The sequence below is a fragment of the Geodermatophilus poikilotrophus genome (assembly GCF_900111455.1).
Lineage (GTDB): Bacteria > Actinomycetota > Actinomycetes > Mycobacteriales > Geodermatophilaceae > Geodermatophilus > Geodermatophilus poikilotrophus.
On the sequence record NZ_FOIE01000014.1, the window covers coordinates 1 to 26,585 of the forward strand.

General features: G+C 70.7%; 20 protein-coding genes and 1 pseudogene. 11 read left to right on the forward strand and 10 right to left on the reverse strand.

The genetic code is table 11. The features are described 5' to 3' along the window. A pseudogene (locus BMW27_RS24205) lies at positions 1 to 263 on the forward strand (hypothetical protein); the annotation flags it as partial. Here BMW27_RS24205 and BMW27_RS22510 read toward each other — a convergent pair. Then, positions 260 to 1,126 (reverse strand): hypothetical protein, encoded by an 867-nt coding sequence (locus BMW27_RS22510; RefSeq protein WP_139206973.1) that lies wholly within the window; start codon positions 1,124 to 1,126, stop codon positions 260 to 262. The pseudogene BMW27_RS24205 and the gene BMW27_RS22510 overlap by 4 nt on opposite strands. Before the next feature lie 417 nt (positions 1,127 to 1,543). On the opposite strand from BMW27_RS22510, the gene BMW27_RS22515 reads away from it, so the two are divergent. After that, positions 1,544 to 2,302, forward strand: coding sequence for a pentapeptide repeat-containing protein (locus BMW27_RS22515; protein ID WP_139206974.1), 759 nt, complete (start codon positions 1,544 to 1,546; stop codon positions 2,300 to 2,302). A gap of 655 nt (positions 2,303 to 2,957) precedes the next feature. Here the strand turns inward: BMW27_RS22515 and BMW27_RS22520 are convergent. Beyond that, on the reverse strand, positions 2,958 to 3,803 hold the full coding sequence (locus tag BMW27_RS22520) for a hypothetical protein (RefSeq protein WP_091448671.1): 846 nt from the start codon (positions 3,801 to 3,803) through the stop codon (positions 2,958 to 2,960). Between the two features lie 215 nt (positions 3,804 to 4,018). Between BMW27_RS22520 and BMW27_RS22525 the strand changes: the two genes are divergently transcribed. Then, positions 4,019 to 4,300: a hypothetical protein gene (locus BMW27_RS22525; protein WP_091448673.1), complete on the forward strand. Its 282-nt coding sequence runs from the start codon at positions 4,019 to 4,021 to the stop codon at positions 4,298 to 4,300. A gap of 33 nt (positions 4,301 to 4,333) precedes the next feature. Here BMW27_RS22525 and BMW27_RS22530 read toward each other — a convergent pair whose 3' ends face one another. The 5 genes from BMW27_RS22530 to fxsT form a co-directional block, all read right to left on the reverse strand. Then, positions 4,334 to 5,230 carry a pentapeptide repeat-containing protein gene (locus tag BMW27_RS22530; protein ID WP_091448675.1) on the reverse strand — a complete coding sequence of 299 codons (897 nt, stop codon included), beginning with the start codon at positions 5,228 to 5,230 and terminating at the stop codon, positions 4,334 to 4,336. Positions 5,231 to 5,891: 661 nt separating this feature from the next. Continuing rightward, the gene (locus BMW27_RS23085; RefSeq protein ID WP_217638246.1) at positions 5,892 to 6,338 is read right to left on the reverse strand and encodes a hypothetical protein; all 447 of its coding nucleotides are present in this window, start codon (positions 6,336 to 6,338) and stop codon (positions 5,892 to 5,894) included. 27 nt (positions 6,339 to 6,365) lie between these two features. Beyond that, positions 6,366 to 6,857 (reverse strand): toll/interleukin-1 receptor domain-containing protein, encoded by a 492-nt coding sequence (locus BMW27_RS22545; protein ID WP_091448681.1) that lies wholly within the window; start codon positions 6,855 to 6,857, stop codon positions 6,366 to 6,368. Positions 6,858 to 7,499: 642 nt separating this feature from the next. Then, on the reverse strand, positions 7,500 to 7,820 hold the full coding sequence (locus BMW27_RS22555; RefSeq protein ID WP_091448686.1) for a histone-like nucleoid-structuring protein Lsr2: 321 nt from the start codon (positions 7,818 to 7,820) through the stop codon (positions 7,500 to 7,502). A gap of 260 nt (positions 7,821 to 8,080) precedes the next feature. Then, on the reverse strand, positions 8,081 to 11,113 hold the full coding sequence (gene fxsT / locus BMW27_RS22560) for an FxSxx-COOH system tetratricopeptide repeat protein (protein WP_091448688.1): 3,033 nt from the start codon (positions 11,111 to 11,113) through the stop codon (positions 8,081 to 8,083). A 273-nt stretch (positions 11,114 to 11,386) separates the two neighbouring features. On the opposite strand from fxsT, the gene BMW27_RS22565 reads away from it, so the two are divergent. The 6 genes from BMW27_RS22565 to BMW27_RS22585 all read left to right on the forward strand — a co-directional run bounded on the left by BMW27_RS22565 (position 11,387) and on the right by BMW27_RS22585 (position 18,384). Beyond that, positions 11,387 to 12,001 (forward strand): RNA polymerase sigma factor, encoded by a 615-nt coding sequence (locus BMW27_RS22565; protein WP_217638247.1) that lies wholly within the window; start codon positions 11,387 to 11,389, stop codon positions 11,999 to 12,001. Between the two features lie 468 nt (positions 12,002 to 12,469). Continuing rightward, positions 12,470 to 12,991, forward strand: coding sequence for a hypothetical protein (locus BMW27_RS22570; protein WP_091448694.1), 522 nt, complete (start codon positions 12,470 to 12,472; stop codon positions 12,989 to 12,991). A 9-nt stretch (positions 12,992 to 13,000) separates the two neighbouring features. Further along, entirely contained in the window at positions 13,001 to 14,323 is a 1,323-nt protein-coding gene (locus BMW27_RS22575) for a Dyp-type peroxidase (protein WP_091448697.1), read from the forward strand. A gap of 22 nt (positions 14,324 to 14,345) precedes the next feature. Further along, complete coding sequence (locus BMW27_RS23090; protein ID WP_139206977.1) at positions 14,346 to 16,109, forward strand: cytochrome P450; 1,764 nt, start codon at positions 14,346 to 14,348, stop codon at positions 16,107 to 16,109. Further along, the gene (locus BMW27_RS22580) at positions 16,106 to 17,131 is read left to right on the forward strand and encodes an NAD-dependent epimerase/dehydratase family protein (protein ID WP_175486631.1); all 1,026 of its coding nucleotides are present in this window, start codon (positions 16,106 to 16,108) and stop codon (positions 17,129 to 17,131) included. The genes BMW27_RS23090 and BMW27_RS22580 overlap by 4 nt, the downstream gene beginning before the upstream one ends. After that, complete coding sequence (locus BMW27_RS22585) at positions 17,128 to 18,384, forward strand: SMP-30/gluconolactonase/LRE family protein (protein WP_091448699.1); 1,257 nt, start codon at positions 17,128 to 17,130, stop codon at positions 18,382 to 18,384. Before BMW27_RS22580 ends, BMW27_RS22585 begins: the two co-directional genes overlap by 4 nt. 117 nt (positions 18,385 to 18,501) lie before the next feature. Here BMW27_RS22585 and BMW27_RS24450 read toward each other — a convergent pair whose 3' ends face one another. Next, complete coding sequence (locus BMW27_RS24450; RefSeq protein WP_091448701.1) at positions 18,502 to 20,046, reverse strand: DUF2235 domain-containing protein; 1,545 nt, start codon at positions 20,044 to 20,046, stop codon at positions 18,502 to 18,504. Between the two features lie 219 nt (positions 20,047 to 20,265). Further along, positions 20,266 to 20,544, reverse strand: a complete 279-nt coding sequence (locus BMW27_RS22595) for a hypothetical protein (protein ID WP_091448704.1) — start codon at positions 20,542 to 20,544, stop codon at positions 20,266 to 20,268. Between the two features lie 207 nt (positions 20,545 to 20,751). Here BMW27_RS22595 and BMW27_RS22600 point away from each other — a divergent pair, with 207 nt between their 5' ends. Both BMW27_RS22600 and BMW27_RS22605 read left to right on the forward strand, forming a co-directional pair. Beyond that, entirely contained in the window at positions 20,752 to 23,790 is a 3,039-nt protein-coding gene (locus BMW27_RS22600) for an AfsR/SARP family transcriptional regulator (protein ID WP_091448706.1), read from the forward strand. A gap of 125 nt (positions 23,791 to 23,915) precedes the next feature. Further along, complete coding sequence (locus BMW27_RS22605; RefSeq protein ID WP_091448708.1) at positions 23,916 to 24,506, forward strand: RNA polymerase sigma factor; 591 nt, start codon at positions 23,916 to 23,918, stop codon at positions 24,504 to 24,506. Between the two features lie 991 nt (positions 24,507 to 25,497). Here the strand turns inward: BMW27_RS22605 and BMW27_RS22615 are convergent. Continuing rightward, on the reverse strand, positions 25,498 to 26,220 hold the full coding sequence (locus BMW27_RS22615) for a hypothetical protein (RefSeq protein ID WP_091448715.1): 723 nt from the start codon (positions 26,218 to 26,220) through the stop codon (positions 25,498 to 25,500). Positions 26,221 to 26,585: the final 365 nt, after the last annotated feature.

Consider the following 26,585-nt stretch of genomic DNA (forward strand, 5'->3'; position numbering starts at 1 on the left):
AGCTGGTCGCGCTGGGCACGCTCACCCCGCAGGCGGCGCGGTTCCTCGAGGCCGCCGTCGTCTCCGGGCTCAACGTGCTGGTCGCCGGCGGCACCGAGGCGGGCAAGAAGACATTCCTCGACACGATGACGCTCATGAATCAGGGCATCTTCGGCCTCTTCGCGGCGGTGGCGCAGCAAAAGAGCGCGAACATCTTTCAAGGCACGAAGCCCACCAAGGACATCCTCCGCCGCGCCGGTTCTTGCGGTCACCCGCTGGCCTAAAGGCCGTCAGAGATCTGACGTTGACCCCTGGGAAGCATCCCTGGGCCCCTCACGCCGTAGACCGGCGAAAAGGGCGCTGCCCGGGGAGTCAGGTTTGAAAGCCTCGACCTACTTAGGTCCGGGGCCTCGAGCAACGTTGCATCAACCGCCGGTGAAGCCCTTGACCGCAACGTCGACTCCCGCGTGATCGCCGCGATGGGGACGACCGCGCTCCACTGAGCGAGGACCTTCCGCGACTTCTCGCGCCACGTCGTCTTCGTCTCCTCATCCTCAACTAGCTCGGCGACCGCGCCCATGGCTCCGCCCAACTCAAAGGTGACACTTCGCAACGCGGCGGACCCGAAGACTTCGATCTCCTCGATGACCTTGGACGCCTCGAAGATGAGGCCGAGCAGGTATCGCCTGGGCCCGTCCTTGAGAACGTCCTCCCCGGCTCCGGCGACGAGGTCACCAGCCTCCTTGACCGCGATGCGGAGGTCGGCGAGCTGTTCCGCCGGCAGCTTGGGGCTCAGACGAGCGGTGTCGACCGTTCCCGCGAGCGCGCGAAGGAGTCGCAGGTCGCGAGGGTCGGTTACCCGCACGGTGGAACCCACGGCGTTGTCCCACCCCGCCGCGACTGAAAAGACGGCCTGGTACCAGGACGGCACAGTCTCGATGTAGTAGTCCACATCATCACCCGCCGCCTGGAGAGCGTCGAGATCCCGCTCGATCTGCACGAGGTAGCCGACTGCGCGCTGGTGCAACGACCACACGTCCGACCCCAGCTTGCTCGCTACCTCACGGCGGTGACCTAGCGATGTCTGGCCCTTGGGGATGGTCCACTCCTCGATCAGGTCGGCGAGCAGCGCGGCGGCGTTCTTCACACCTCCGACCATCTCACCCCGTGCCGACGCCGTCCGGGCCGTCCCGATCACCAAACCCAGCGGCCACACTCGTCCCTTCTGTGACACGAAGACGCTCGGCTCCTACCGGGCTAGCCGGCACGCGGAATGACTGGCCCGGGGCTCTTGAGGGACCCGCTGCGAATCCATCCCGCCGCTCAGGGGGAGAGTCCACGTGTCCATCTAGGACTCCATCCCGTCGGCACGACTCAGGCCGCCTCCTGTTGGGCCGGACCCCACTGCTCGCACGTCGGCCCTCGCTCTTAGGTGCAATGAGGTTGTGGCCGTCCGCAACTTGGCCATGATCCGCGTGAACGCGCGACTACCGCCCACACGGAGTGCCACGCCCGGGGAGCCCACGTCCCACTTGCCCGCGGTGAGCAGTATCACCCTGAACCGGTGGAGACCTTCAAAGCAGCCACTCGATCACCACGGACGCGCCGCCGACGAATTGCCGGAGAAAAGGCAGGCGCGCTCGGCACCGCATCCGGAACCGCCGTGACGCATGCCCCCGGCGACAGAATGGAAGTGGGAAATGGGAAGTCGAGGACCCGGTGGCCTCGCTGGGGGACTGAGGTTCTTCGCGATCTGTCAATCGCCCTCCTTGCCTTCCTTCTCGTCCTGATGCTGGAGAACCGCCTGGCGTTCAATCAGGAGACGTTGGAAAACCTGCGTTTTGTGAGGGAACGGTCGGAGCCTGGAGTCACCAAGCCCTTCAGAAACATGCAGCTACAGGGAGCAAACCTTTCGGGGCTTCAACTCGGTTGCGATCTTGACGACAAAGCGTGTCGTCTTACCAACCTTATCGACGCGGATCTGCGGGACGCGAACATGGTCGGGATTGACCTTCGACTGGCCGACATGGGAGTCGCAGACCTGAGGGGTGCCGACCTCCGCTTCGCGCAGCTCGAGGGGGCGGACCTCGTGCTTGTTGACCTTGATGGAGCGGACCTCAGGAACGCTCAGTTGGATGGCGCATCGCTGCTGGAGGCCGAATTGGGGGACGCTCAGCTTTCCGGCGCGGATTTGCGCGGCGTGACCTTCACGGGCGCGAATCTTGAGCGAGTCAATCTTTCTGGCGTTTGCTTCGACGATTCGACGCGCTGGCCTGCCGACTTGCCCGAACTTGGGGATCCAGACTGCGGCGACGGACAATAGCCGCGAGGCCCGCTCAGTGACCGGCCGCCATCGACCATCGCGCTCGACCGCCACGGCGCGGGGGGTGGACCGAAGCGGCGCTCGTCCATGAGCCGGATCGGTGAGGCGAGCATTCGCTTGGTGTAGCCCGGTTAGGCGTTGGCGGGTCAGGACGTCCGTCTGGGTGACATGTCCCGATCAACCTGTAGCTCGACGTCCAGCCTTAGTGACCCTGCATGGTGACTCCCGGGATGACCCACGGTGCCCGCTGTGACCTTGGTGAATTGCTGTAGAGCGGAGTCGACGAGGCTTGGCCATCCCCGCCCCGGTGACCTAGTTGGGACACCTCAGCCCTAGGGCTGCAGCGGGTTGAAGGCCATGCTGGCGGCGAGGACGGGCTTGAGGAGCAGGCTCGCCGACCTGCTCGCGGGTCAGATGGGTCCGGGCGGTGCCGGGCGGTCAGGGTCATGCGCGCTGGCTCCGAAGGTCAGCCCCGGTGCCGATGGGGGTGACCCCTCAGCCCACGGACCCTCAGGTGCGCCGCTGGCGCTGGTGCCGGCCCGGCACCTGGTCGCAGACCGCAGCGCCCGGACTTAGTTGTTGATCATCGTCTCGCGGTCCGGTGACGACCTCGCCTCGGCGGACAGCGTTATGTGGAGATAGGACGTCGAGGTTCTCATCCTCGCTTGACCTTCACGGAGTGGTGAACGATGGATCTGGGCTCACCCTTAGCATCGACGGGCAAGAAGTCGCCGTGGCTTCGTTCCACCTCCGTGGCGACCAGTTCCGGGACATCCGCATCGTCGACCACTGCCGCGAAGACTATGAACTCGGTTCCCGCCGGATCCGTGTCTTCGCCGATGCCGAAGGGCGCGCATGTCCACCGCCCGTTCTCGGCGACGGGACACGGGCCGGAGTGGGCGTAGAGATCGGAGTTGCCTGCGTGGCGGTCGAAGGGCCACACGGTCTGTCCAGGTCCGAGGTCACTCACTTGCCCACTCAGCGACACCATGCCGCCCTCGACCACAGGTGTCTCCCTGTTCTGCCCGTACGAGGTGATTTCGACTTCTGGCGCTCGTGGTTCTACAGGAGCAGGACCGTCGGAATCATCAGAGACGACGGCCGTGGCGATCGCGCCAAGGACGCCACCCAACACGGCTCCACCAACTCCCACAACGGCGAAAAGCCAGTTGGGTTGCTGCGTGCTGCGCCAGAGCCCAGTCATGGCCGGGACGGTAATGCTGCGCGGCCTGAAGGGTCCGGAGCGCCGCGCCGCCCAGTCAACACAGGCATCACGTGCCCAGCCCTCACTCACGGCCCCGCAGGACGGCTCCGCAAGTAGGGCCGTAGCCCTGGTCGACCGGCGTCCGGTGGCCCTGTCCGAAGTCGGAATCGGCACCCGCGCTCCCTTGCGCAGGCCGGGCTTCCACTCGGCGAGCTGCTCGGCGCGGTGGGCGAACTTCTCCGGGTCGGGGATGCCGTCGTCGTCCAGCACGTCGGTGAGGGCGGGCATGAACAGCACGAGGTCCCAGCCGTCCTCTGAGGTATCCCCGGCGATCCGGCCACGTCGCGGTACAACAGGCTCTCGACCCGCTCCTCCAGCTCGGCCACGCGGGCCGGGGGCATCGCTCGCTTGAGCGAGCCCCATAGTCATCGGCGCTTCATGGGGGTGCTCGGCCTGGCGGTGCCTCGAATATCTGAACAGGCAGCGGGTGTTCTTCATGGTGGAGGTAGTAAGTGATGACGAAGTGGTGGAGGCTCCAGGAGCCCGGTGACGCGCTGCCCTTCGCGGTCGCCTACATGGGCGACGACTTCCTGATCCGGCGGTTCGTCCCAGGCGAGGGCCTGGTCTACTGGCCGTCGCTGGTGATGTGGACCCACGGCGACGAGATGGGGGCCGAGGAGATCAGCGAAGGCAGAAGCGATCCGGATGATAAAGGCCGGGATCGGGCGGTTGAGTCCGGGTCTGGACACCGCGGACGTCCGGGGGCAGGCCCCGACCATCCCCGCCCCGGTTGAGTGCCTGAGCGAGGAGTGATCGTCTCCGCCCTACTACGTCTCACAGGACGGGGTGGCGGGGCGTCGATAGCCGGAGGGCCACGTCGTTTTATCGTCGAAGCAGACGTCGGTTAGGACCGCACCAGTGAGGTTGGCTTCGGTGAGGTTGACGTTGGTGAGTACCGCGTTAGTCAAATTTGCGCCGGTGAGGTCTGCTCCGAAGAGGCTGGAGTAGGAGAGGTCCGAGTCAAAGAGGTTCGCGTCTCTAAGGCTCGCGTTATGGAGATGTGCGAAGGATATTTGCGCGCCGGAGAGTTCTGCGCTGAATAGGTCCGTATCATGAAGTTCCGAATCGTGGAGATTTGCACCAGTGAGGTCCGCACCAAGGAGGTTCGCGCCGTCGAGTTCCGCGTCGTTGATGTCCGCTCCGGCCAATTGAGCCCCTAGCAGCCTAGCGCCGCTGAGGTTTGAGTGGGTGAGCTCCGCATTGGTGAGGTTCACGAAGGAAAGGTCGGCGCTGCGCATGTCCGCGCCCACGAACGATGCACAGTTGGGCGCCTGGGGTTCTTCGCACCCGAGCGCGAGGCCCGATAGATTCGCTTCATGCAGCCGAATGCCGTTGAACGGCTTGATGCTGACGGGGTCCCCAGCTCGGTCTCTGACGAAGCGCAGATTCTCGAGGGCTTCTTGCTGCGCCGCTCGCCGCTCGTCCGCTTGCTCCTGACGCGTAGCTATCCGCGAGTCCAAGGTGAAGGTGACGCCCACAGCGAGTAACGCCACCAAGACGTCCCGGGCCATCGCATACCCGTGTTGATGAAAGAAGGATGCGACGCGGCCACCAGGCGGTACCGGCGGGGTGAGCGAAGACTGCAGTGCTGATCCTGACCCCGTATCCAACAGCTTGCGGTCGTTGCGCAGCAGGCGCGGACGATAGCGCGGACGAGACTGCATGGCTCCCCCCAGGGTTCGCCTGGCCCGGGACCTATTTCTAGACGATCACTGACATGGTGGCCACCCACTCGAACCAGGTCCGCCCGTGGGCGCCGGTGACTTTCATGGGCCAGCTACGACGAGGGGTGGCCAGTCGGGCAGCTGGCCGGCCGCCGCGGCAAGTCCGCCCAGTTGACCGTGTAGCTCGGCGGTCGCACTCGCCGCGTGGACGTACGGGTGGGCCGCGGTAGCCGCAGAGGTCACGGTTCCGGACTACCTTCGGCTGTCACGTCGCCCTTTGGAGGTTGTGCTCGTCGCACGGGGCCACGGAGGAGCCTCCACACCAGTGATGCGGCTTGCGCGGTGTCATCAGGCAGGGTGACCCGCAGTATCCCCTGATGAATGTTCTCCGCCGGCCCGTGATCAGCCGGTCGGATGCAGCGCACCAGCCTGCCGGGAGCCACGGTGACATGCGCGGGACCTCAGCTACGCCCAAAGAGCGGCGGCAGGCGCAACGCATCCACGGCCTCTACCGGGCCTGGAACCGCAACCGCAGCGACCTAGACATCCTCCAGCAGTTGCACGCCGCCATCGGCGACTACCTAGTCTCAAGCACAATGGAAGCCGCACCGCGAGAGGATCAGGCAGATTAGCCACTGGAGCGACTGGGAGCATTCTCCGATTAGCCGTCGCTCGGATCGCTGTTCATGGGCACGATTCGTCCGAGAAGGACGAGATTCTTCAACGTCTTGGTCGAGATTTCTTTGGGTCGAACAAAGGACAATGCGAAGTCTCGCTTCCGTGCACTGGCGCTCAGGGTGTCGGAAAGGCTCGGAGGGAAGACCGAGTCGGAAACGATGTAGACGGTGAGGGCCTCCGGGTCGTAGAACATCTCCACCTCATCAGCCTCCTCTCGACCCACTTGATCTGCTATGTGCTCGAATGCCAGGGCTGCGAAGGTATTGACTCGGCGCGCCGTCCCCTGGACAGAAGCGTTGGCGCGCGGGAGGCGGTCGGCATCCGCCAACTGACCGGTTGCACCGACAGTGAGGCTTCCCACCCCAGTCAAGGATGCAGGGCCGGTCTGCCGGGACATAGCGCGCAACAGTGTCAGGACCTCTTCGAGCATCTCGTGGGTGCTGCGCTTCGGTGGTGTTTACGCTGGCGCGTTCTTTTCGATCTGCCCCAGTTGCCTATCCAACTGGAGCCACCATGCCTCAATCTGCTTTGCGAGGATGTAGTCTTTCATTGGGGTCTCGGTCAGCTTGTTGAGATCCGTGATCATCTTCGTGACGTCCTCACGAGTGCGGGACGTCGCTTGAAACTGGGCCAGCGGCTGCGGAACGTCCGTCGGGCTCAGCCCGATGAGGAAGGTCATCACTCGCCCCTCACCGAAGGCCTTACCGATAGCCCCAGCCTCGAAGTTCAGCCACGGGGAGCGCAAGTTCTCGGGTGTAAGGACGCTGATGCCGGCCGACATCTCTTCGAGCCCCTCGCCGAGGCCCACGGCCCACCGGCTGCCCTTATCCAAGTCCGTGTCGGACATCCAGGGCTCGATGGTGGTGGGCATGACCGGCTGCAGCCACTCGTGCAGCTCCTCGGCTGCCGCCCGACTACGTTGCCCCGACCAACTGATAAAAGCCTTCACCGCGACTTCCCCCTGTCTCGCCGGTAGGCGAGCCTAGTACGAGCCAGCGGCGGTCGCCCAGCGTCGCCGGGGGGAGGTTGAAGTCGCCCCGTCCCGCTGTGCAGAGGGACAACAGTCCGCAAGATGTCCGTCTGCGGCCATCAAGAGCCAACTCCCACCAGGAAGTATCGCCGCAGCTCAGAATGTGAGTCAGGACAGTTTGAGCAGGTCAGCCGCTTGCGCGTGAGTGATGTTCGAGATCACCACGCGCTCGACCTGGATCTCGCGGACCCAGGCTTGGAAGTTCGTCGTCCAAACCGTTTAGTTCCGTGACTCGGCGGCTGATAAGTACGATGTGGGTCACAGGGCATGGACTCGGCTCCTCGGGGGAGGGGTCCTGTCGGGGTCAGTGTGGACGAGGTCAGTCGGCCAAGGAGTCACTTGTTGCTGGCGTTCTTGGCGATCACCCAGGCATCCAAGGGGAGCGGGACCACTTTGATGGCGTTGGCCAGGTCACTAGGGTGCTGGCTGGGCCGGGCCTGCAACGAGCGCCTGGCCAACGCCTCCTGGCAGCAGGCCTTCGCCGCGCGCAGTAGCTTGCAGGAGTGCGGGTCCGCGGATATCTGAAGCCGCGTCAAAGACGAACGTTGCCCGACGGCGGTGCTAGTTTCTGGCGGCGCGGTACTGTTCGACGACCTCGGCCTTGATCCGGCCCCTCTCGTTCACCTCAATGCCGTTGGCCTTGGCCCAGGCGCGCACCGCGGCCGGGTCGGGCCTGGCCTGTGTGCGAGTAAGCGGCCGGCCCGACTTGCTTATTTTGCGGGCCGCGTTGACGTAGCAAGAGAGCACCTCGCGCAGCTTGGAGGCATTCGCTTCCGTGAGGTCGATCTCGTAGTCACGGCCGTCGAGACCAAAACTGACCGTGGTGTCCGCGGCTTCATCGGTCAGGTCGTCCACCAGCACAACGCTTGTCTTGGTTGCCATGCCCAACATCCTCAGGCATCGACAGAGAAGTCAAGTAGGCCCATTCACCTACTGCTCCTATTGAGGTGCTCAGTGCTTGCCTCAAGGGCAATGACGGACGTAAATGCGCGCGAGCCCCTCGATGGGTCATTCGCACACGCGAAGCACCGCGAAGGAGAAATAGCTGGCTGTCCACTGCCGTGCCCTACAGCCGTACGAAGCGGCGCCAGGCCATGAGTCGACGGTCCTGCGGCCGGATGGGGCGGGCGACGCCTGCATCATCACCGGGCAGGAGGCTGGCCGCTGCCGGCGGCTGAGATGAGATAGCCCGCGACCGGATGGTCAGAGCCCAGGATCCGGCGGCACCGCTGCAGGGTGTCCTGAGCCAGCGAGCGGGCCGAATCCGCTTCGTTCAGCCGGAGTAGGGCCTGCGTCAGGGCTCCTGCGGCCCACAGGGTGAGCACGTGGTCGGGGCCCAGCACTTCACGGCAGCGCTGCAGCGTGTCCTCGCCCAGCGCGCGCGCCTGGGGCGCCTCATCCAGCGAAGTCAGCGCAAGGGTCAGACCTGCGTCCACCAACATTTTGATCAGATGCCGGCTTCCGAACCTCTTGTGCCGAATTGTGTCCTCGCCGAGCGCACGGGCCGATCCGGCCTCGGACAGTTGAGCCAAAGCCAGGGTCAGGGCGCCTGCTGCCCACAGGGTCGTCACGTGCCCCGGGCCGAGCACGCGGCGGCAGCGCTGCAGTGTGTCCTCGCCTAGTGCGTGGGCCTCTCCGGCGCCACCTTGCATGGCTAGAGCAACGGTCAGGGCGGCTGCCACCAGCAAGCTGGTGGTGTGGTCCGGGCCGAGGTTCTCGCGGCAGCGCGGCAGGGTGTCCTGGCCCAGCGCGCGGGCCTCTTTCACATTCCCCAAGAGGACCAGAGCGATAGTCAGTGCGGTCGCCGTCGACAGGGTGGTGGCGTGGTCGGGGCCGAGCACGCGGCGGCAGCGCTGGAGGGTTTCCTGCCCCAGCGCGCGGGCCGACTCGGGCTTCCCCCTCTGGTTCTGGGTCAGCGTCAGGGCGGTCGCCGCCGACAGGGTGGTCGGGTGATCCGGGCCGAGCACCCGGCGGCAGCGGGGCAGCGTGTCCTTGCCCAGAGAATGGGCCCGTGTCGGCTCCTTCAGCAAGAACAGCGCGAGGGTCAGCCAGGTGGCCGCGTTCAGGGTGTCGGGATCGTCGGGGCCGAGGTTCGCCCGCCAGCGGTCGAGCAACTGCTCGCAGACGGCCCGGGTGCCGAGGCTATCTCCCTTGGCGTACAGATAGCGGGCGGTGTCCAGGATCAATCGTCGGCCGGTGGGGGAGTGGTCACCGCGCGGGGCGGTCGCGAGTACGTGCGGGGCGAGCCGGGCGTAGGTGGCCCAGCTGGCTGGATCCTCCGGGTCGCCGGGCGAGGCGGCCGCGAGTAGCGCCGCCACCCGTTGAGCGGTGGCCTGCTCGCGGTCCGGTGGAATCTGCTGGCGGACGACTGCCTGTACGAGCCGGTGGACCTGGAAGCCGTCGGGGTGGCGGCGGGCCAGGGAGTAGCCGACCAGCGTGCCGACAGTATCGGCGAGGCCGTCGGGATCGGCGGCGGTGGCGCCCAGCGGCTCCTCGAGCAGGCCGGCGTGGCCCCGGAACATGACCAGCGGAATGGGGTCGGGGGCGAGGAAGGCCGCCAGCTCCAACAGCTGCACCGCGGCCGGATCCTGGCCGCGCAGCCGGTCGAGGGACATTGCCCAGGCGGTGTCGAGCCGTCCGCGGTAGCCCAGCACATCGCCGCGGGCCAGCAGGTCGGCTCGGCGGGTGCGGAAGCGGCGCAGATAATCCGCCGGTGGCAGCTCTGTCTGTTCCAGGTAGCCGGCGGCCTGGGCGGCGGCCAGCGGCAGATCCCCGAGCTCGGCGGCGAGCTTGTCGGCCAGCTCCGCGTCCAGAGCCGGGATGCGGGCGCGCAGCAGCGCGATCGTCTCCGCGCGGGGGAGCACGTCGACCTCCAGCCGCCCGCCCAGGGCGCCCCAGCCGGGGTAGCGGGAGGTGATCAGCACGTGCCCGGCTCCGCCAGGCCGGTAGGCGGCGACGTCGGCCGGGCGCTCGGCGTTGTCGAAGATCAGCAGCCAGCGGTCCCGGCCGCGCAGCTCCGCGAGCAGCCGCTCGACGGTGTCGGCCACCGTCGGTCCGGGCGGCAGGTCCAGCCGGGCGGCGAGGGCGGCCAGCTGCTCGGGGATGAGTACCGGTTGTTCGGCGTCGAGCCACCAGACCAGCTGGTAGTCGGCGGCGAACCGGTGCGCGTACTCGATGGCCAGCTGGGTTTTGCCCACCCCGCCCAGCCCGTACAGGGCCTGCACCACCAGCGTCGGCTCCTCCGCGCCCAGCCGCCGGCGCAGCGCGGCGAGCAAGCCGTCCCGGCCGGTGAAGTGCGGATTGCGGGCCGGCACGTTCCACACCTGCGGCCGCGGGACAGCCGGACCGAGCGGCACATCGACTGATGCGTCGGCTGAACCGTGGCGGCTGAGCGTGGCAGGCGGTGGAGTCCAGTCCAGGCACGGGTCCTGGGTGAGGATGGCGGCCTCGAGCTCGCGCAGCGCGCGGCCGGGGTCGATGCCCAGCTCCTCGGCCAGGGTGTGGCGGGCTCGCCGGTAGGCCTCCAGCGCCTCGGCCTGCCGGCCGGAGCGATACAGACTGAGCATGAGCAGCCGGTGCAGCTCCTCGTGCAGCGGATGCTGGGTGACGAGGGTCTCCAGCTCGGCGACGAGTGGGGCGTGGCGTCCCAGGGCCAGCTCGGCCTCCACCAGAGACACCAGCGCAGCCAGCCGCTGCTCCTCGAGTCGGGGGATCGCGGCCCGGGCGAACGGCTCGTCGGCGAAGTCGGCCAGCGGCTGTCCGCGCCACAACCCGAGTGCCTCCTGCAGCATGCTCGCGGCCCGGGCCGGTGCCGGGCGCAGCGCCTGCGCACCTTCGCGGACCAGCCACTGAAAGCGATGCAGGTCCACTCGCTCGGGGTCGCATTCGAGCACATAGCCGGGCCCGCGCCGCCGCACGGTCGCAGCGCCCGCCGGGTCGGGCCCGGTCGCGGCCTGAAGGGTCTTGCGCAGCCGCGACACATAGACCTGCACGGTGTTGACGGCGCTGGCCGGCGCCTTCTCTCCCCACAGGCCCTCGACCAGGGCATCAGTGGAGACCACCCCGTTGAGGTTGAGCACCAGCATCGCCAGCACAGCCCGCTGCTTGACACCCCCCAACTCAAGCGGTCTGCCCGCCACCTGAATTGCGAGTGGTCCGAGGACCTGAATCTGCATGCCGCGGTCCTTCATCTAGGTCAGCGGCCGGGGCGGCACCGGTCACCCCACCCGCTCGGGACCACGCGAGCAGATGACGCGGGGCACGGCCGCCACTACTGAGCGTCCCCGCCTGTCGGGGTCCGTTCAAGACGTTCCAGCGGCCGTTCAGCGCTCCTTCAGCCCGTCTCGTCAGCCTCGGGCTGACTCCCCACGACGGCCCGGGCCCGAGTTCTCGGAGTCACACCTATCCACCTCCCCGCGCTGACCACCTGAAGAGGCGTCAGGGAACAAATGGAACAGAAAAGGGTGGTATCGGAAATGGGCACACAGGCCTACGTCAGCGCCGCGAGCGGGCTCAGCACCACGATCCTGCTGGAGCGGGCAGCCGACGGAGACCAGCTGGCATGGGGACAGCTGATCGATGACTACGACCGCCTGGTTCGCTCGGTGGCCGGATCATTCCGTCTGCAGGCGGCGGACGTCTCCGACGTGGCGCAGACGACCTGGCTGCGCCTGGTGCAGAAGCTGCACACTATTCGCGACCCGGAGCGGCTCGCCGGATGGCTGGCGGTCACCGCAACCCGGGAGTCCTGGGCACTTCTGCGCCGGGCAGCCCGGCACGCGCCGATGGTCGAGGACAGACCGGACCCCGATCCGGCGGTCGATCCGGAGGCCACCGTCGCAACCGGCGACGCAGCGCGCGACCTCTGGGCGACCGTGGCCGAGCTTCCGCCCCGGCAGCAGCGCCTCCTCATCGCCTTGTTCCGCGACGAGCTGGATTCGTACAACGAGGTCGCGGCGACCTGTGCGATGCCGATCGGCAGCATCGGCCCGACGCGGGCACGCGCTCTGTCGCAGCTACAGCGCAAACTCGCCGACCGCGACCTGGGGCCCGCTGACCTGTGATCGTTGACGCCAACGCGTGTTCTTGAACGGGCATTCCTGACGACAAGACGCACGCGGCAGTGAGACTTCGCCGATCCGCAGACCGACTGTCGAGAAGGTCAACGGCACCCCGCTCCCCGCGCGAGGTGGCCCGGACCAGCCCTGAGCCGGCCCGGGAGGCGTGCCCGACGGCCGGTCCCGTGGCAGGTGCCGGCCCCGACGGGTGTCGTCACCTGCGCGGTGACGCCGCCGTGACGGGCCGCTCGCGACACTGCGCCCGATCGCGGAGCTCCCGTCCGACGCGGGGAGCGGGTCGCGTCGGGAGGTGGTCGCCGTGTCGCCGGGTGACCGGGCAGTTGACGCCCCCGTCGACTCCGGCGCGGCACGGGACCGAGACACCGCCTCGGACAGGCCCGGGGAGGCCCGGGCACACCCGCGTCCCGACGGGGAGCGCGCCGGATCCGACCGCAGTCCCGAGAGGAGCACCCCGTGACCACGACTTCGCGGACGGCAGACGTGACCGAGGACTCGGCCAGCTCGCCGTTGGCCAGGGGCACGCAGGCACTGACCGCGCTGGTGCACATCAAGCCCGGCCGGCGGGAGCAACTGCGGCAGGTCCTGGCGACGGTGGGGGAGCGCATCGCCTCGGGCCAGCCCGGTCCCCTCGACGAGATCGGCACCGTCCACTTCGCCCGATGGGTGATCCTCCCCGACTACGGGGAAGAGGGAGGCCTGCTGTTCACCACCAACTACGACCCCCCGTGGGACCGGTACATCCAGGACTTCGCCGAGAAGGCGCCTGACTCCTTCCAGCTCATCTACGACAACTGCGTGGGATGGCCGGAAGGCGGCGCCACGGACATCGAGGCGTTCAAGAAGTACATCAGGGACAACTCACTGCCGTCGGACGTCTACTACCGGGCCTATCCCATGGCGAGGGTGCGCGAGGTGAAGAGCGCCCTGCGGCTGAAGCAGAGCTTCATCGACGCGCTGGACGAAGCCAGCCGGTAGCTGCGGACGATGCAGTCGGAGGCGACCGTGCTGGACCGCAGCGACATCCAGGGGTTCGTGCTGCGCGGGTACCGCATGCCCCACGCCGCATACCTGTTCTACCGGTTCACCGACGGGCCGGCCGCCCGTGCATGGCTGGCCGGCATGGTCGATCCGGTCACCACGGCTGAGGAGTGGGACGCCGCACCGTCGTGGTGCGCGAACGTGGCACTGACCTACCCGGGCCTGGAGGCGCTGGGCCTGCCGACGGAGTCCCTCGACAGCTTCCCGGCGGACTTCCGCCAGGGCATGGCCGCGCGTGCTGCCGAGCACCTCGGCGACGTCGGCGACGACCTCCCCGGCAAGTGGGAGCCGGAGCCGCCCTTCGCCTCCCGCGGCGTGCACGCGATGCTCATGCTCTCCGCGCACGACGGGGGCGAGCTCGATCAGCGGGTGCACGCCTTCCGCGAGCGGGCCGGGGCCGCGGGCGGCCTCGAGGAGGTCGGCTGCGAACACGCCGCCGCGCTCGGTGGCGCGCACGCCGAGCGCGAGCACTTCGGCTTCCGGGATGGCATCTCCCAACCGGTGCTGCGCGGCAGCGGCCTGGAGGAGCACGCACCGCCCGGTCGGCCGCCGGTGGAGCCCGGGGAGTTCCTGCTGGGCCACCCCGACGAGCGGGACGCGGTCAGCGCACTCCACCCGGCTCTCCTCGGACGCAACGGCACCTACGCCGTGTACCGCAAGCTCTCCCAGGACGTCCCCGCGTTCCGCCGCTACCTGGACGCCGAGGGGAGGGGGGATCCGGACCTCCTGGCCGCGAAACTGATGGGGCGCTGGCCCAGCGGAGCACCGCTCGCGCTGGCCGAACGGGCCGACGACTCCGTCCTGGCCTCCTGCGTGAAGCACAACAACGCCTTCGACTACGTCGACGACGAGCTCGGCTTCCGCTGCCCGCGGGGCGCGCACGTGCGACGTGCCCATCCGCGCACGGGTTCACCCTCCGAGCGCCGGCACCTGCTCATCCGTCGAGGGCTGCCGTACGGCCCCGAGCTGGCCGACGGAGCGTCCGACGACGGCGCCGACCGCGGGCTCGTCGGGGTCTTCCTGAACGCGAGCATCGAGCGCCAGTACGAGTTCGTGCAGCGTGAGTGGATCAACGCGCCGGACTTCGACGGCCTGCGGAACGACCCGGATCCGATCGCCGGGCCGGGCGGGGGGACCTTCACCTGGCAGGGACGGCCTCCGCGCTGGCTCAGGGGGCTCCCGCGCTTCGTCACCGTGCGCGGCGGCGAGTACTTCTTCGTCCCCAGCATCACCGCTCTCCGCCTCCTGAGCGACACGCCTGCACCCTGAGATCGAGCGCCTGGAGCCCCTGATGATCGCGATTACCCCGACGCCGGGCAGCTTCCTCGACGACGTCTCGACCGCTGAGGCGGACACCCCGCTCCCGCCGCCACCCCCGGTGCCCGACCCGGCCGACCCGGGGTACAGCGGCCACCCAGAGCTCTACGAGCAGGACCGGGAGGCTGCCGGAGCCGCCGCCGCAGCCTTCGCCGCGGCAGCCGAGCGACGGGGCGAGGCGGTCGGCCGGGTCGTCTCGACCTGGGTGGCCACGGCCCCCCTGGACATGCTGCAGCAACTCCTCGACCAGCCCGATGAGGTGATGCCGGTCTTCCGGCCGGCCTTCGGCCCGGTGGTCGTTGCGCGGCACGAGCACGTGATCACCTGCCTGTCGCGCCCCGACCTGTTCACCGTGGACCTGTACGCGCGCGAGATGGCCCGGGCCACCGACGACCGGACGAGGAACCCCGGCGCCTTCTCCCACTTCCTGCTCGGCACCGACGACGACGACCTGTACCGGATCGACGACGTGCTCCTGCGCCGCACGGTGTCCCGCGCCGACGAGCCGCGGCTCACCGCCCTGGCCCGCGCGGAGGCCGAGAGCTGGGCCAGGGCGGCCGCGTCGGCCGAGGACGGCGTGGTCGACGTCGTCCCCACCCTGGCCAGGTCGGTGCCGATGCGGATCGTCGGCGACTACCTCGGCGTGCCGGCTGCGGAACTCGGCGAGCCGTCGGCCCTGGACGGGTGCAACGGCGGGGACCCGTTCCCCCTCGACGACGCGCTGCTCCGGGTCTACGCCTTCCAGGAGATCGCGGAGGGCCGGGTCCCCACGGCCGGCGACCTCTTCGGCTGGATCAAGGACGTCTTCCGCAACACCTTCAACAACTTCGACCAGGCCAGCCCGTGGTTCACCGAGGCCCGCGAGCGCGCGCTGGTCGCCACCGAGTACCTCACCGCCTGGATCCACGCGCTGCTGGTTGCGCAGAAGCAGCGGCTGCTCCGCGGTGAGCCCGTCCCGGACACGCTGCTCACCCGGTTGCTCAGGTTGCAGCAGGAGGTCGGCGGAGCGGAGGGGGGTGCGCTCGCGGAGGACGTCACCGCGCTGCTCGGCGCCCCGCCGCCCGACGGGGAGCTGGCGCGGCGCCTGTCCGACTCGATGATCCGGTCCAACGTCTTCGGTGTCGTGGTCGGGGCGGTCGTCAACCCGCAGGAGGCGACCTGCCGGGTGGTCGACGCGGTGCTGCGCCTGCAGGCGGGCGAGTACGAGACGGTCGACGGGGCGAGCTACGACGACGCGGTGCGACTCGCCCGCTTGGACCCCGGAGACGCGGGCTACGAGACGGGGCTGGCCAGGCTGCGCGCGTACGCCCTCGAGGCGCTGCGGCTGCGGCCGCAGGGGGAGGTGCTGCTGCGGCTGTGCACCACCGACGGCGCGCAGCTCGGCGGCCTCCCGATCCGCCGGGGCACCCCGGTGTTCGTCGGCTACGCGGGCGCGATGCGCGACCCGCGTGCGGTGCCGCGGCCGCTGGCCTTCGATGTGACCCGCGACGAGCAGCTCGTCGGCTACCGGCAGGACGCCGAGCGCGCCCGCGAGGCCCCGCAGAGCCGGCTCTATCTGCAGCACGGGTTCGGGCGCCACAAGTGCCTCGGCCGCTACGCCTCCGAGGTCACGCTGCAGGAGTCGCTGCGGGCCGTGCTGCGGCTGGGGAGGCTGCAGCGCTGCACCGAGCTGGAACTGGACGAGCACGGCCTGTACGCCCGCAGCCTGCGGATCGGCGTCGGCGGAGGCCCGCGGTGAGCGGCGTTCTCGTCACCGGCGCCACGAGCTTCCTGGGGTCGCACGTGGTCCGGCGGCTCAACGACCGCGGGGTCCGGCCACGCGTCCTGGAGCTCCGGGACAGCGACCGGCGGCCGTTGGAGCAGTTGGACGTCGAGGAGGCCGAGGGACACCTCGAGGACCCCGCGGTGGTGGAGGCGGCCTGCGCGGGCGTCGACACGGTGCTGCACACGGCCTTCAGGGTCCGGATGGGTGGCGGCGCTCGGACGGTCGAGGAGATGCGGCGGGTCAACGTCCTCGGGTCCGAGCGCCTGCTGACAGCTGCCGCGGCCAACGGCGTCCGGACCGCGGTCGTCACCAGCAGCGCCCTGGCGATCGGGGTCAACCGCAGGCCGGAGGCACTCGACGAGTCCGCGGACCCGGCCGAGCACGCGTTCCCCCTCCCGTACGCGGTCCTCCGTGGCGACGCCGAGCGGGCCTCGCTGGCGCTGGCCCGGCCGGGGTTCACCGTGGTCGCCGTGTGCCCGTCGTTCACCCTCGGCCCGGACGACCCCGTCGGAGCGCCCGCGAACGGGCTCGTCCGGGCGCTGCTCACCGGCCGGGTGCGGGTCAGGATCCCGGTCGGGGGATTCGGCTGCCTCGACGTCCGGGACTTCGCCGCGGGCATGCTGCTGGCGGCCGAGCGGGGAGTGTCCGGCCGGCGCTACCTGCTCAGCGGGGACAACGTCACCGCGGACGGCTTCCTCGAGCAGGTGGCCGCGATCGGCGGCGTCGACCCGCCCCGGCTCCGGGCGCCGGTCGCCCTGCTGCACGCGGCGGTGGCCGTCGCGGGCCTGGTGAGCAGACTGCGCCGGAAGGAGCTCCCGGTCGCTCCCGAGGTCCTGCAGCTGCTCGGGCGCTACGCCTGGTACGACACCACCCTCGCCCGCACGGAGCTGGGCTGGAGCCCGCGTCCGCTGACCCGGACGCTGGAGGACACCACCGCCTGGCTACGGGCCGCCGGCAGCCAACCGCACCGCAGCGGACGCGGAGCCCGCTCGTGATCCGGCTCGGGCTGGCGCTGCTGACCGGACTGGTGTGGTGGCGGCGGTCGGCGCCCCGGCCGGAGATCGAGATCGCCGGCCCCCTGCACGTGGACGGGTCCACCGCGGCGGCGGTCGCGGCGGTCGACCACTCCGCCGACTTCGCCCGGGACCTGGAACGGTTCCCGTCCGACCTGCCGGGCATCGACGACCTGGTGTTCGTCGACGCCGGCGCGACCGCGCTGGTCACCGCGACCGACCGGCGGATCTGGACCGTCGACACCCGGACCCACGCCGCGGAGCCGTTCGTCGAGCTGCCGTCGATGGCCTACGGGTTGCACGAGGCGCCCGACGACCCCGACCGGGTCTACCTGTGCGTGGCCGGGTCCTACGGCGGACTCGACGGGACAGGTGCGGTCGCCCCGGGGCTGTACCGGTTGACACGGCACGACCGCTCGATCGAACCGCTCGTCGTCGAGGTCCCCGCTGACGACGGCCGACCGCGCGGGCCGGTCGTGTACGCCGACGACGACCCGACCGCGCCCGAGGCCGGACCCGGACGGACCGGGCCGCGCCGCCCCCTGGCCGTGTGCGACAACCTCGACGTCAGCGACGACGGTCGGCGCATCTACTTCTCCGAGCCGTTCGACTACACCGGCGCGTCGGTGGACGACGCCGTCGACGAGGCCATCGCACTCGCCCCGAACGGCCGGCTGTGGCGACACGACCTGGACACCGGGACCACCCGGCTGGTGGCGGCCGGGTTCCACTTCGTCAACGCGGTGCTCCTCGACCCGCACCCCGAGCGCCCGCGCGAGGAGTCCGTCCTCGTCACGCAGACGTCGATGTTCCGCCTGACCCGCTTCCACCTGCGCGGCCCCCGGGCCGGAGCCGCCGACGTGGTGCTCGACGGCCTCCCCGGCATGGCCGATGGGATGGACCGGGACGCCGACGGGCGGATCTGGGTCGCCCTGTTCGCGGAGCGGGGCCGGCTGGTCACCTGGGTGCACGCGCACGCCTGGGTCAAGCCGCTGGTCATGCGCCTGCCTGCCCGCCTGCTGCTGCGGCAGGCCGGACGCACCGGCGTGCTCGTGGTCAGCCCGGATGGCAGCACACCGCTGTGGTCGGCGATGTACCGAGGACCGGAGCTGGTCTCCGTGGCCTCCGCGGTGCCCAACCCGGAGGGGGTCTACCTGGCCAACGAGAGTCTGACGCCCGGGCGGGAGGCCAGACGCGGCGTGATCCGGCTCCGGTGGCCGACCGGTCTGCGCTGACCCGCACACCCCCACCGGTTCGCCGCCGTGCGCGCCGACGATGACCGCGCCGTGAGCCCCGGGGCGTCCGCGGTGGTGACGGCGCCATGACCCCGGCGGCTGCGGCACGGCGGCCGGTCACACGCGGGTGACGGTGAGCCGCACCCGGCCGGAGTTGTTGCCGTAGAAGCCCCAGGCGTCGTTGGCGAAGGCGTAGAGGTACCCGGGCCGGGCCACGTCATGCTCGACGCCTGCGCCGATGGCGATCCGCTCGTGCGGTCGTGCGTGCTGCGGCGGGACGTTCGACACCTCGTTGGCGAGCACACCCACCAGCGACATCCAGGGCAGCGTCTCCTCCCTGCGCGCTCCGTAGAAGTCCGCGGCGCGGTTCCCGGTGAGCCGCCGGTAGACCTCCTCGGCCCGTCCCACCAGGGTGCCGCCCAGCTGACCGATGGCGCGCGGCCGCAGCAGGCGACCGCCGGTCCCACCGGCCGGACCGGACTCGAACGTGGAACTGCACCACGAGCCCTCGGCGGTGAACCGGTGCAGGCCCGCCTCGAGGTGGAGACCGGTCTCGTTCCAGCAGTCGTCCGCGCGGACCTCCACGGTCACGGACTCCCGCGGGGCGAGCCGACGGGTGGGACGGTAGGGCCCGTCGAGGAGGCCCTGCTCCTGCTGCCGGGCGTAGGCAGAGGCGTGCACCGCCGGATCGTCCCGGCCCCCGGGGTCCAGGAGCGGCACGGCGCGGGGCCGGGGCTGGAACAGCGCCTCGGCCACCCACCCGGCCGGCCCGGACACGCTGCGGACGTCACCGTGGATCCGGTCGGCGGGGTCCGCGCGGACGACCCGGACCGCGGCCTGGTCGAAGGCCAGCCCCACCGCCTCGGTGGCCTCGGTCATCATCCAGAGCAGGGCCCCGTCGGACAGGCCCGTCTCGCGGTGCCCACCCCCGACGTCGCTGTGGTCACCCGGGAACCAGACCTGCCGGACGTCCTGCCCGGCGGCCGGTGCTGACCACAGGGTGGGGGCGAAGGGGCCGCGGAACTCGTCGAGCGCGACGGCGTGACGTGCGTGCGGGATGCAGGGGTTGAGCGTGACGTCGTGGAACTGGTAGCGCAGGGGGGAGTCGGCCAGGTTCACGAGGCCGAGGTGATCCGGGACACCCAGGGACCCGACGGTGTCCCAGACGCCGATGAACCGGACGGGGACGTCGGCCTTCTGCTCGGGATCGAAGGCGAACCGGAGCCCGCGCCGCCAGCTCGGCTGCGCCGCGTTGCCTGCCCGGTACTTCTCCTCGTACACCCGCTCGACGAGTCCCCGCGCCGCTCCACCGGACAGGCCGGAGAGGTCGAGCAGGCCGCATGCGCTGATCATCCCCGCCAGGCTGCGCGCCGTGTACGCGCCCCGGCTGAACCCGAAGAGGGAGATCCGGTCACGATCCCGGAAGGTCGTCGCGACCCAGCAGTAGGCCTCGACCACCTTCTCCGAGAGGCCCTCGCCCGCCACGCCGCCGGTCACCCGGGTGACGAGGGAGCCGTTGGCGCCGACTCCCGGGAAGTACTGGCACCGCTGCTCGTGGCCGTTCACGTCCACCGGCGCCAAGGCGGCCGCGAGACGGTGGACGTTGGTCCGGTTCCGAGGCTGCTGCCAGGTGCCGTCGCAACAGACGACGAGCTGTCGCATGAGCTGCTCCTCTCGACCGAGCCCCGAGGTGGACGGCCCGGTCCACGCCGTCCTCGCCCGCCCCTGCCGCACGACCGGCGACGCGCGTTCCCGACGTGACGTCGTCGGACGCTACGGCCGGGACCGTCAACCGGCCGTCACCGTCATGTCGTGCACCTCGCCGCGGGGGACGTCGTCGCAGGACCGCGGGTCGGCGCCTCGCCCGATCGCCTGTCCCGGTCAGGGGAGCCCGGTCGGAGCCGGGCTCATGACGGGTCGAGGCTCCCGGGGCAGCCCGTCGTGCCGAGTGACGTGCCGCAGGGAGACGATCACGTCCAGCCAGACGAACGCGGCCCGCCCCGCGTCGACGACGTCGGCCAGGGAGAGCTCGGCCGGCCGGTGGTCCTGTGCCGAGGACGTCGGGGGCTCGTCACAGCCGGCCTCCCCGTCGTCCAGCGCCTGGGCCACGAGGCTCATCACCTGCCCGTCGTCCCACGAACAGCGACCGTCGCGGCCCATGACCGCCTCCTCCCGGCACTCGTGCTCCCACCGGCAGACCGAGGAGACGCCAGGTCGGGTCCGGATGAGACTGACACCGGACAGAGGCCGCGACGCCCGACCCTGATACGAGGAGCGAGGGGATCGGGTCGGAGGACGGCGCTAGCCAGGCATCAGCGGTGACGAATCCGGGTGTGCCGACGGTCACACGGTGCCTACAGTCGGCCCATGAGCCGGGCGCTCAGGTACGCACCGCCGCTCGCCAGCCGGGACCTGATCGTGCGGCCCCGGCTCCTGGACGCGCTGCGGAGCCGGTTCGAGCGCCCCCTCACCGCGGTGGTGGCACCCGCCGGGTTCGGCAAGACCACGCTGCTGGGTCAGGCCGTGAGCGAGAACGCGCTGTCCCCCGCGGGGGAGGACCGCTGGCTGACCTGCCAGCGGGACGACGCGACGCTCTCGGTCCTGGCCTCCGGTGCCTTCGCCGCGGTCGGCCTCTCGACCCCCGTGCCGGAGGACCCGCGGGAGGCTGCGGTCGCGGTCGCCGAGGCGCTGTGGAGCGCGGCTCCCCGCCACATCGCACTGGTCCTCGACGACGTCCACCTGGTGACCCCGGGATCGCCGGCCGGCGAGTTCCTCGGCCACCTGGTCGAGGAGCTGCCGAGGAACGGGCACCTCGTCCTCGCCTCCCGTCCGCCGCTGCCGCTGTCGATCTCGCGGCTGGTGGCCACCGGGCACGCCGTGGTGCTGCGGGAGGGCGACCTGCAGTTCCACGAGGACGAGGTCGCCGCGTTCGCGGAGTCCCGCGGTGTCGCACCCGAGCTGCTCAGCGACGTCGGGGGCTGGCCGGCCCTGGCCGAGCTGACGGCCACGGCGGGCCCGTTCGCCGTCAGCGGGTACGTCTGGGAGGAGCTGCTCACCCAGCTGTCGCCGGAGCGCCGCCACGCGCTCGCGCTGCTCGTCGCCGTGGGCGGGGCTGACGACGAGATCGCCGCCGCGCTGCTCGGCCGGGACGTGCACCTCCGGTCCCTGCTGGACGGGCTGCCCCTGGTCGTGCGTTCCCGCTCCGGGTGGTGGTCGCTGCACGGGCTGTGGGCAGCGGCCCTCCAGCACCACCTCGACGCCGGGCAGGTGGCGGAGGCGCGGCGGACCGCGGCCGCCGTCCTGCGCGGCCGCGGGCAGTACCAGGAGGCGATGGGGCTGCTGCTGGACGCCGAGGCGTGGGAGGACGTCCGCCGGCTGGTCGTGGAGGTCTGCGAGTGCTGCACCGCGCTGGTGCCGACCGACGTCCTCGAGTCGTGGCTGCGCCGGTTGCCGCTCGAGGTGCAGCAGAGCCCTGAGGGCCTGCTGCTCGCCGCCATGGCGGCGCAGCCGACCAGCCCGGGCGCGGCCGAGGAGCTCCTGGTGCAGGCGCTCGCCGGCGCGCACGGGGACCCCGACCTGCGCTACGCCTGTGTGAACGCGCTGGTCCAACTGGCGTTCTGGCGCAACGACCGCCGCCGGATGGCGCTGCTGCTGGCGGAGCTGCCGGCGGGTGAGCACTCCGGGGCCCGGACGTTCGTCGCGCTCGTCCGCGGCATCCTGGCGCGCAGCACCGACGAGGTCCGGTCCGCGCTGGCGGACCCCGGTCTCACGTCACGGACGGCGCTCAACCCCGTGCACCACTGGCTGCACGCCCAGCTCGTCCTGCTGAGGTTGGGCGACGCCGCGACCGGCGAGGTGCTGGCCCGACGGGCGCTGTCCCACCCGGCGACGACGATGCACGGCCTCGCGCGGTCCCTCCTCGTGGAGTCCTTCCGCCTGCGGGGGCGCCTGGACGAGGCGGAGCGGCTGCTGCCGTACCTGCTCGCCGACATGCACCCGGCCAAGGTGCTGACCTCACCGGAGCTGGTGACCTGCGCGGTCTCCCTGCTCGACGTCCTGGGACGACGGACGGAGGCCGGTGAGCTGCTCCAGACGTCGCGATCGGTCCTCCGCGGCTCCCCGGTCGCGTGGGCGCCCGTCGCGGGGACGCTGGCGGAGGTCTTCCACGCCCTGTCGACCGGAGACGAGCAGCAGGCAGCCGCCATCCTCCGGCCGATCAGCTCGCCCGGCGGTGGCCGCAACTCCGGCACGATCCGGGTCTCCCCGGTCGCGTTGCCCCTGCTCTACGTGCTCGTGCCCGAGGTCCGGGGACGCTGGGACGCCGACCCGCCGCCCGGTGCCCTCGCCGACCTGCACGCCGGGGCGCGCGCCCTCGTCCAGCTGCGCGAGCACGGGCCGACGACCCCGGCCGTCGGTGCCCTGCCGCCCAGCGTCTGGCCGGTCCTGCGCGCCCTGCTGCCGGTGCCGTGGGTGGCCGAGCTGGCCCTGGGGATGGTGGCCGCCGGCCAGGACGGTGCCCGTGCGCTGATCGAAGAGCTCGGCCCCGCCGCCCGGGTGACCCTGCGCACCCAGGCCGCGACGGCACCCCCGACCCTCGCGGCCACCGCCCGCTCGCTGCTGCGTGCGATCCCGGCGGTGCCGAACGCACGGTTGCACCTGCGCGTCCTCGGCCCGCTCGAGCTCCGCCGCGACGGCGCGGTCGTCGCCGCGCCGGAGCTGCGCAGGGAGCGGGTGCGTCAGCTCCTCGGCTACCTGCTCGTCCACGACCGGCCGACGCGGACCGCCATCACCTCGGAGCTGTGGCCCGACCTCGACGACGCGGCGGCCGGCCGGAACCTGCGCGTGACCCTCACCTACCTGCAGAACCTCCTCGAGCCCGACCGCGGCGAGCTCGACCCGCCGTACTTCCTGCGGAGTGCCGGCCCGGTGCTGCACCTCGTCACCGACGGCGCCCTGGAGATCGACGTGCTGCAGTTCGAGCGGGCCCTGGACGAGGCAGCCCGGCTGGAGCGCCAGGGCGCGCCCTCGGCTGCACTCTCGGCCTACCTGCGGGCGGCGGAACTGTGGGGTGGGGACCTCCTCGCCGACGTGACCGGTGCGAGCTGGCTGGAGTGGGAGCGGGACCGCCTGCGGAGCCGGTTCGTCTCCAGCGCCGTCCGGGCCGGCAACCTGCTGCTGGCGCGGGGGGACACCACGACGGCCCGGACCCTCGCCGAGCGTGCCCTGCGGGCCGACAACTGCTCCGAGGACGCCCACCAGCTGCTCGTCGCCGTCCACCTCGCGGACGGCGACCTCGTCGACGCCCACCGCGCCCTGCGCCGCTGCCAGCAGATGCTGCGCGAGCTGGGTGTGCCACCCCAGCCACGGACGCGCGCGCTCGCGCAGCGGCTGAGTCCCCGCGGCTGAGGGCCGCCCGCCTGCTCCTCCTGGCTCTGACCAGCGGCTCCATCCGGCTGGCGCTCCGCTAGCGCGGCCTCCCGAACCTCTTCCGTGTCGGCGCGGTGCGCCGAGCGGACGAGAGGAACAGGGACATGGAGCCTCCCGAGGTCACCGTCTTGATCCACCGTGCTGCCGAGGGCGATGCGGCCGCCTGGAACGCGATCGTCGACGAGTACTCCGGTCTGCTGTGGTCGGTGGTCCGCGGGTTCCGGCTCAACGAGGCGCAGGCCGCGGACGCGGTGCAGACGACGTGGCTGAGGCTGGTCGAGCACGTCGCCGACCTCAGGGAACCCGACCACGTGGCGGGGTGGTTGAAGACGACCGCCCACCGGGTGTGCCTGCAGGTCATCCGTCAGGGCGGGCGCGAACAGCTCACCGACTGGGACGAGGACCGCGGCCTCGGGGCGGGCGCCCGGTACGACGGCCCCGACGAGGACGGTCCCGAGGCGGCCGCGCTGCGACGGGAGCACCAGGTACTGGTCCGTCGAGCGCTGGCCGAGCTCCCCGACCGGCACCGGCAGCTGATGGAGTTGCTGGTCGCGTCTCCGCCGATCAGCTACCAGGACATCAGCGCCCGCCTGGGCATGCCGGTCGGCAGCATCGGTCCGACACGCGCCCGGATCCTCGCTCGCCTGCGGGGAGCGCTGGCAACGGCCGGTCTCGAGGACCTCGTCCTGAGGTGACCGTGCGGTGCTCCGACGAGGGGTCGCCGTCCGTGTCCCCGCGGCCGCAACAGGAGGCCGTGGGGACGCGGGTCGCGCGAGGCCGCCCCCGGCGTCGGGTGACACCCGGCGCTCGCGTGGTCTCCAGCCACACGCACCGCGGGATGAACCGTGCTCGCCGCCTACGGCTTGCACCCGCCCGCATCGGCGAAGGCCGTCCCGGAAGACCCGGTCACCGGGCCCGTGGCACTCACCGCTGCGACCGGCGACGCCGGGCAACGAGCCCGCGCAGCGTCCATCCGGACGGCGTCCTCAGCCGGGTGACCGGGGTCGGCTGCACCACCCGCCGGGGGCCATCACGGCCAGCACCACCGCGTGTTCGACCTGGCTCTGGACAGGTCGAAGATGGCCCGCCGCTGATCCCGCACGAGGTCGTTGGACACCTCCGTCTGGCAGGTCGAAGGAGCATCCGGTTGCCCGGTTGCCCGGTTGCCCGGTTGCCCGGTTGCCCGGTTGCCGTTGGCCGGAGGACTGTCACCGAAGGAGCTCCGCTACGCCAGGGTGGGTGGCTGCTGCCTTCGCCCCTGGGCGGTGTCGACCGCTTCATCGGGCGCGGTTCTGAGATGGGGGAACTGATGGACCCCGACGTGGCCGTGGAGAAGCCGGAAGCCGTTGCGGCGCGTCACACATGCCGGTTCGTGCATCTGTCGTTGCTGAACTGCCTGTGCGCCGCGATCCCGGCGCGCGAGCGGGTCATCGCCTCCGCGAGGTCTTCAAGCTCCGCGTGCCGCTCCCCGACGTCGTCGCGATGCGGACTCGCCAGCCCAATCTCGAGTGGCTTCGACGGCCATCCCGTCCGAACGCACACCGCGTTCGCCAGTAGGCCCTCCCGTGGGGTGCTGAGGGACCGGGGGCTAGGGGTCGGGCTTCGTAGAGGGTCCAGTCTCTGACGCGCCGATTGCCCCCACCCCGTAGCGGAGATGGGGGCCTTCGGTCCGAGGAGCCTAGTCGCCTACTTCATCTTCTCCAGTTTGGCGAAGTAGCTCACGCACTGCCCCTGGTTGCGGAACTCCGGCTTGGTGCTCGTAGCCCAGCCGCCCCCCTTGCAGGCGTCCTTGCCCGTGAGCACGGTGTGCTCGGCGAAGGTGTAGCGGACGCCAGCGAAGTTGATGGCGTCGAGGACGCCGTCGCCCTCGACCCCAGAGCCGAGGGAGAACCCGAAGGCGATCACCCGAGCACTGGGGAAGGCCGTGTCCCAGTCGGCCAGGGTGCCGTGGTCGGCGCTTCCGAACCCACCGGTGTGCAGAGGGGCGCCGTCCTTGACGAATTGCTCGGCGGCGTTGCTGAGCCACCAGTCGTTGCCGTAGAAGCCGGGCTCCCCGATGAGGATCCCATCAGAGGTGCCGTCGTCGTCGAAGTCGACGATGAGCTGGAAGCCGGGAACGCCACCAGACGTCGCCTCGTACTCCAGGAACGGCTCGTCGAGGCCATCCAGCGAGGTGTCGGTAGCGATGTACTCGGCCACCTTGTCGGTGCGCCCGGAGCCCTCCGTCCAGATGTGGAGTGCGGTCCCGTCGACCTCGTAGTGCCCCGTCGCCCGGGTGTCGGAGGCGGCCTTGAGGAAGTCGTCGGGCACGTAGACGGTTCCGACGTCCGCTGCGGCCTGCGCCGGAGTGGCCAGGAGTGCAGAGAGGCCAAGGGCCAGAACCCCGCCCAGTCCGATACGTCGCTTCACGCTTGCTCCCTTCCTCGCCGGCGCCGGCCTGAGGGGCCTGCCGCAGCCGCGATGCTGATCGGTCAGATCCCGTCATCGGCGGGAGAGGCAGGGGGCGGAACCGGGGGCCGGGCAGATCAGTCCACGCGACCGATGATGTCGTAGTCCCAGGGGCTTGGCGTGGTGCTCCAGACCAGTGAGGCGGCGTGCTCGCGGCCGTCCGGCAGCGGGATGCGCCGGAAATCCTGAGCCCCAGGACCTCGACCCCGGTGTGGTGGTTGCTCACGGCGGGTGACACCCGACCGGGTGGGGCTGGGCGTCGGCCGTCCACAGATCTTGGCGACGCCGGCTCGCGGACCGGCTCGCCCGCCTACTGTCCGTCGTCG

Excerpts from the sequence above, each read along its gene's own strand:
- BMW27_RS22530 (WP_091448675.1), bottom strand. The coding sequence starts at position 5,230 with ATGCAGTCTCGTCCGCGCTATCGTCCGCGCCTGCTGCGCAACGACCGC.
- BMW27_RS23085 (WP_217638246.1), bottom strand. The coding sequence starts at position 6,338 with ATGCTCGAAGAGGTCCTGACACTGTTGCGCGCTATGTCCCGGCAGACC.
- BMW27_RS22555 (WP_091448686.1), bottom strand. The coding sequence starts at position 7,820 with ATGGCAACCAAGACAAGCGTTGTGCTGGTGGACGACCTGACCGATGAA.
- fxsT (WP_091448688.1), bottom strand. The coding sequence starts at position 11,113 with ATGCAGATTCAGGTCCTCGGACCACTCGCAATTCAGGTGGCGGGCAGA.
- BMW27_RS22565 (WP_217638247.1), top strand. The coding sequence starts at position 11,387 with ATGGAACAGAAAAGGGTGGTATCGGAAATGGGCACACAGGCCTACGTC.
- BMW27_RS22575 (WP_091448697.1), top strand. The coding sequence starts at position 13,001 with ATGCAGTCGGAGGCGACCGTGCTGGACCGCAGCGACATCCAGGGGTTC.
- BMW27_RS23090 (WP_139206977.1), top strand. The coding sequence starts at position 14,346 with ATGATCGCGATTACCCCGACGCCGGGCAGCTTCCTCGACGACGTCTCG.
- BMW27_RS24450 (WP_091448701.1), bottom strand. The coding sequence starts at position 20,046 with ATGCGACAGCTCGTCGTCTGTTGCGACGGCACCTGGCAGCAGCCTCGG.
- BMW27_RS22595 (WP_091448704.1), bottom strand. The coding sequence starts at position 20,544 with ATGGGCCGCGACGGTCGCTGTTCGTGGGACGACGGGCAGGTGATGAGC.
- BMW27_RS22600 (WP_091448706.1), top strand. The coding sequence starts at position 20,752 with ATGAGCCGGGCGCTCAGGTACGCACCGCCGCTCGCCAGCCGGGACCTG.
- BMW27_RS22605 (WP_091448708.1), top strand. The coding sequence starts at position 23,916 with ATGGAGCCTCCCGAGGTCACCGTCTTGATCCACCGTGCTGCCGAGGGC.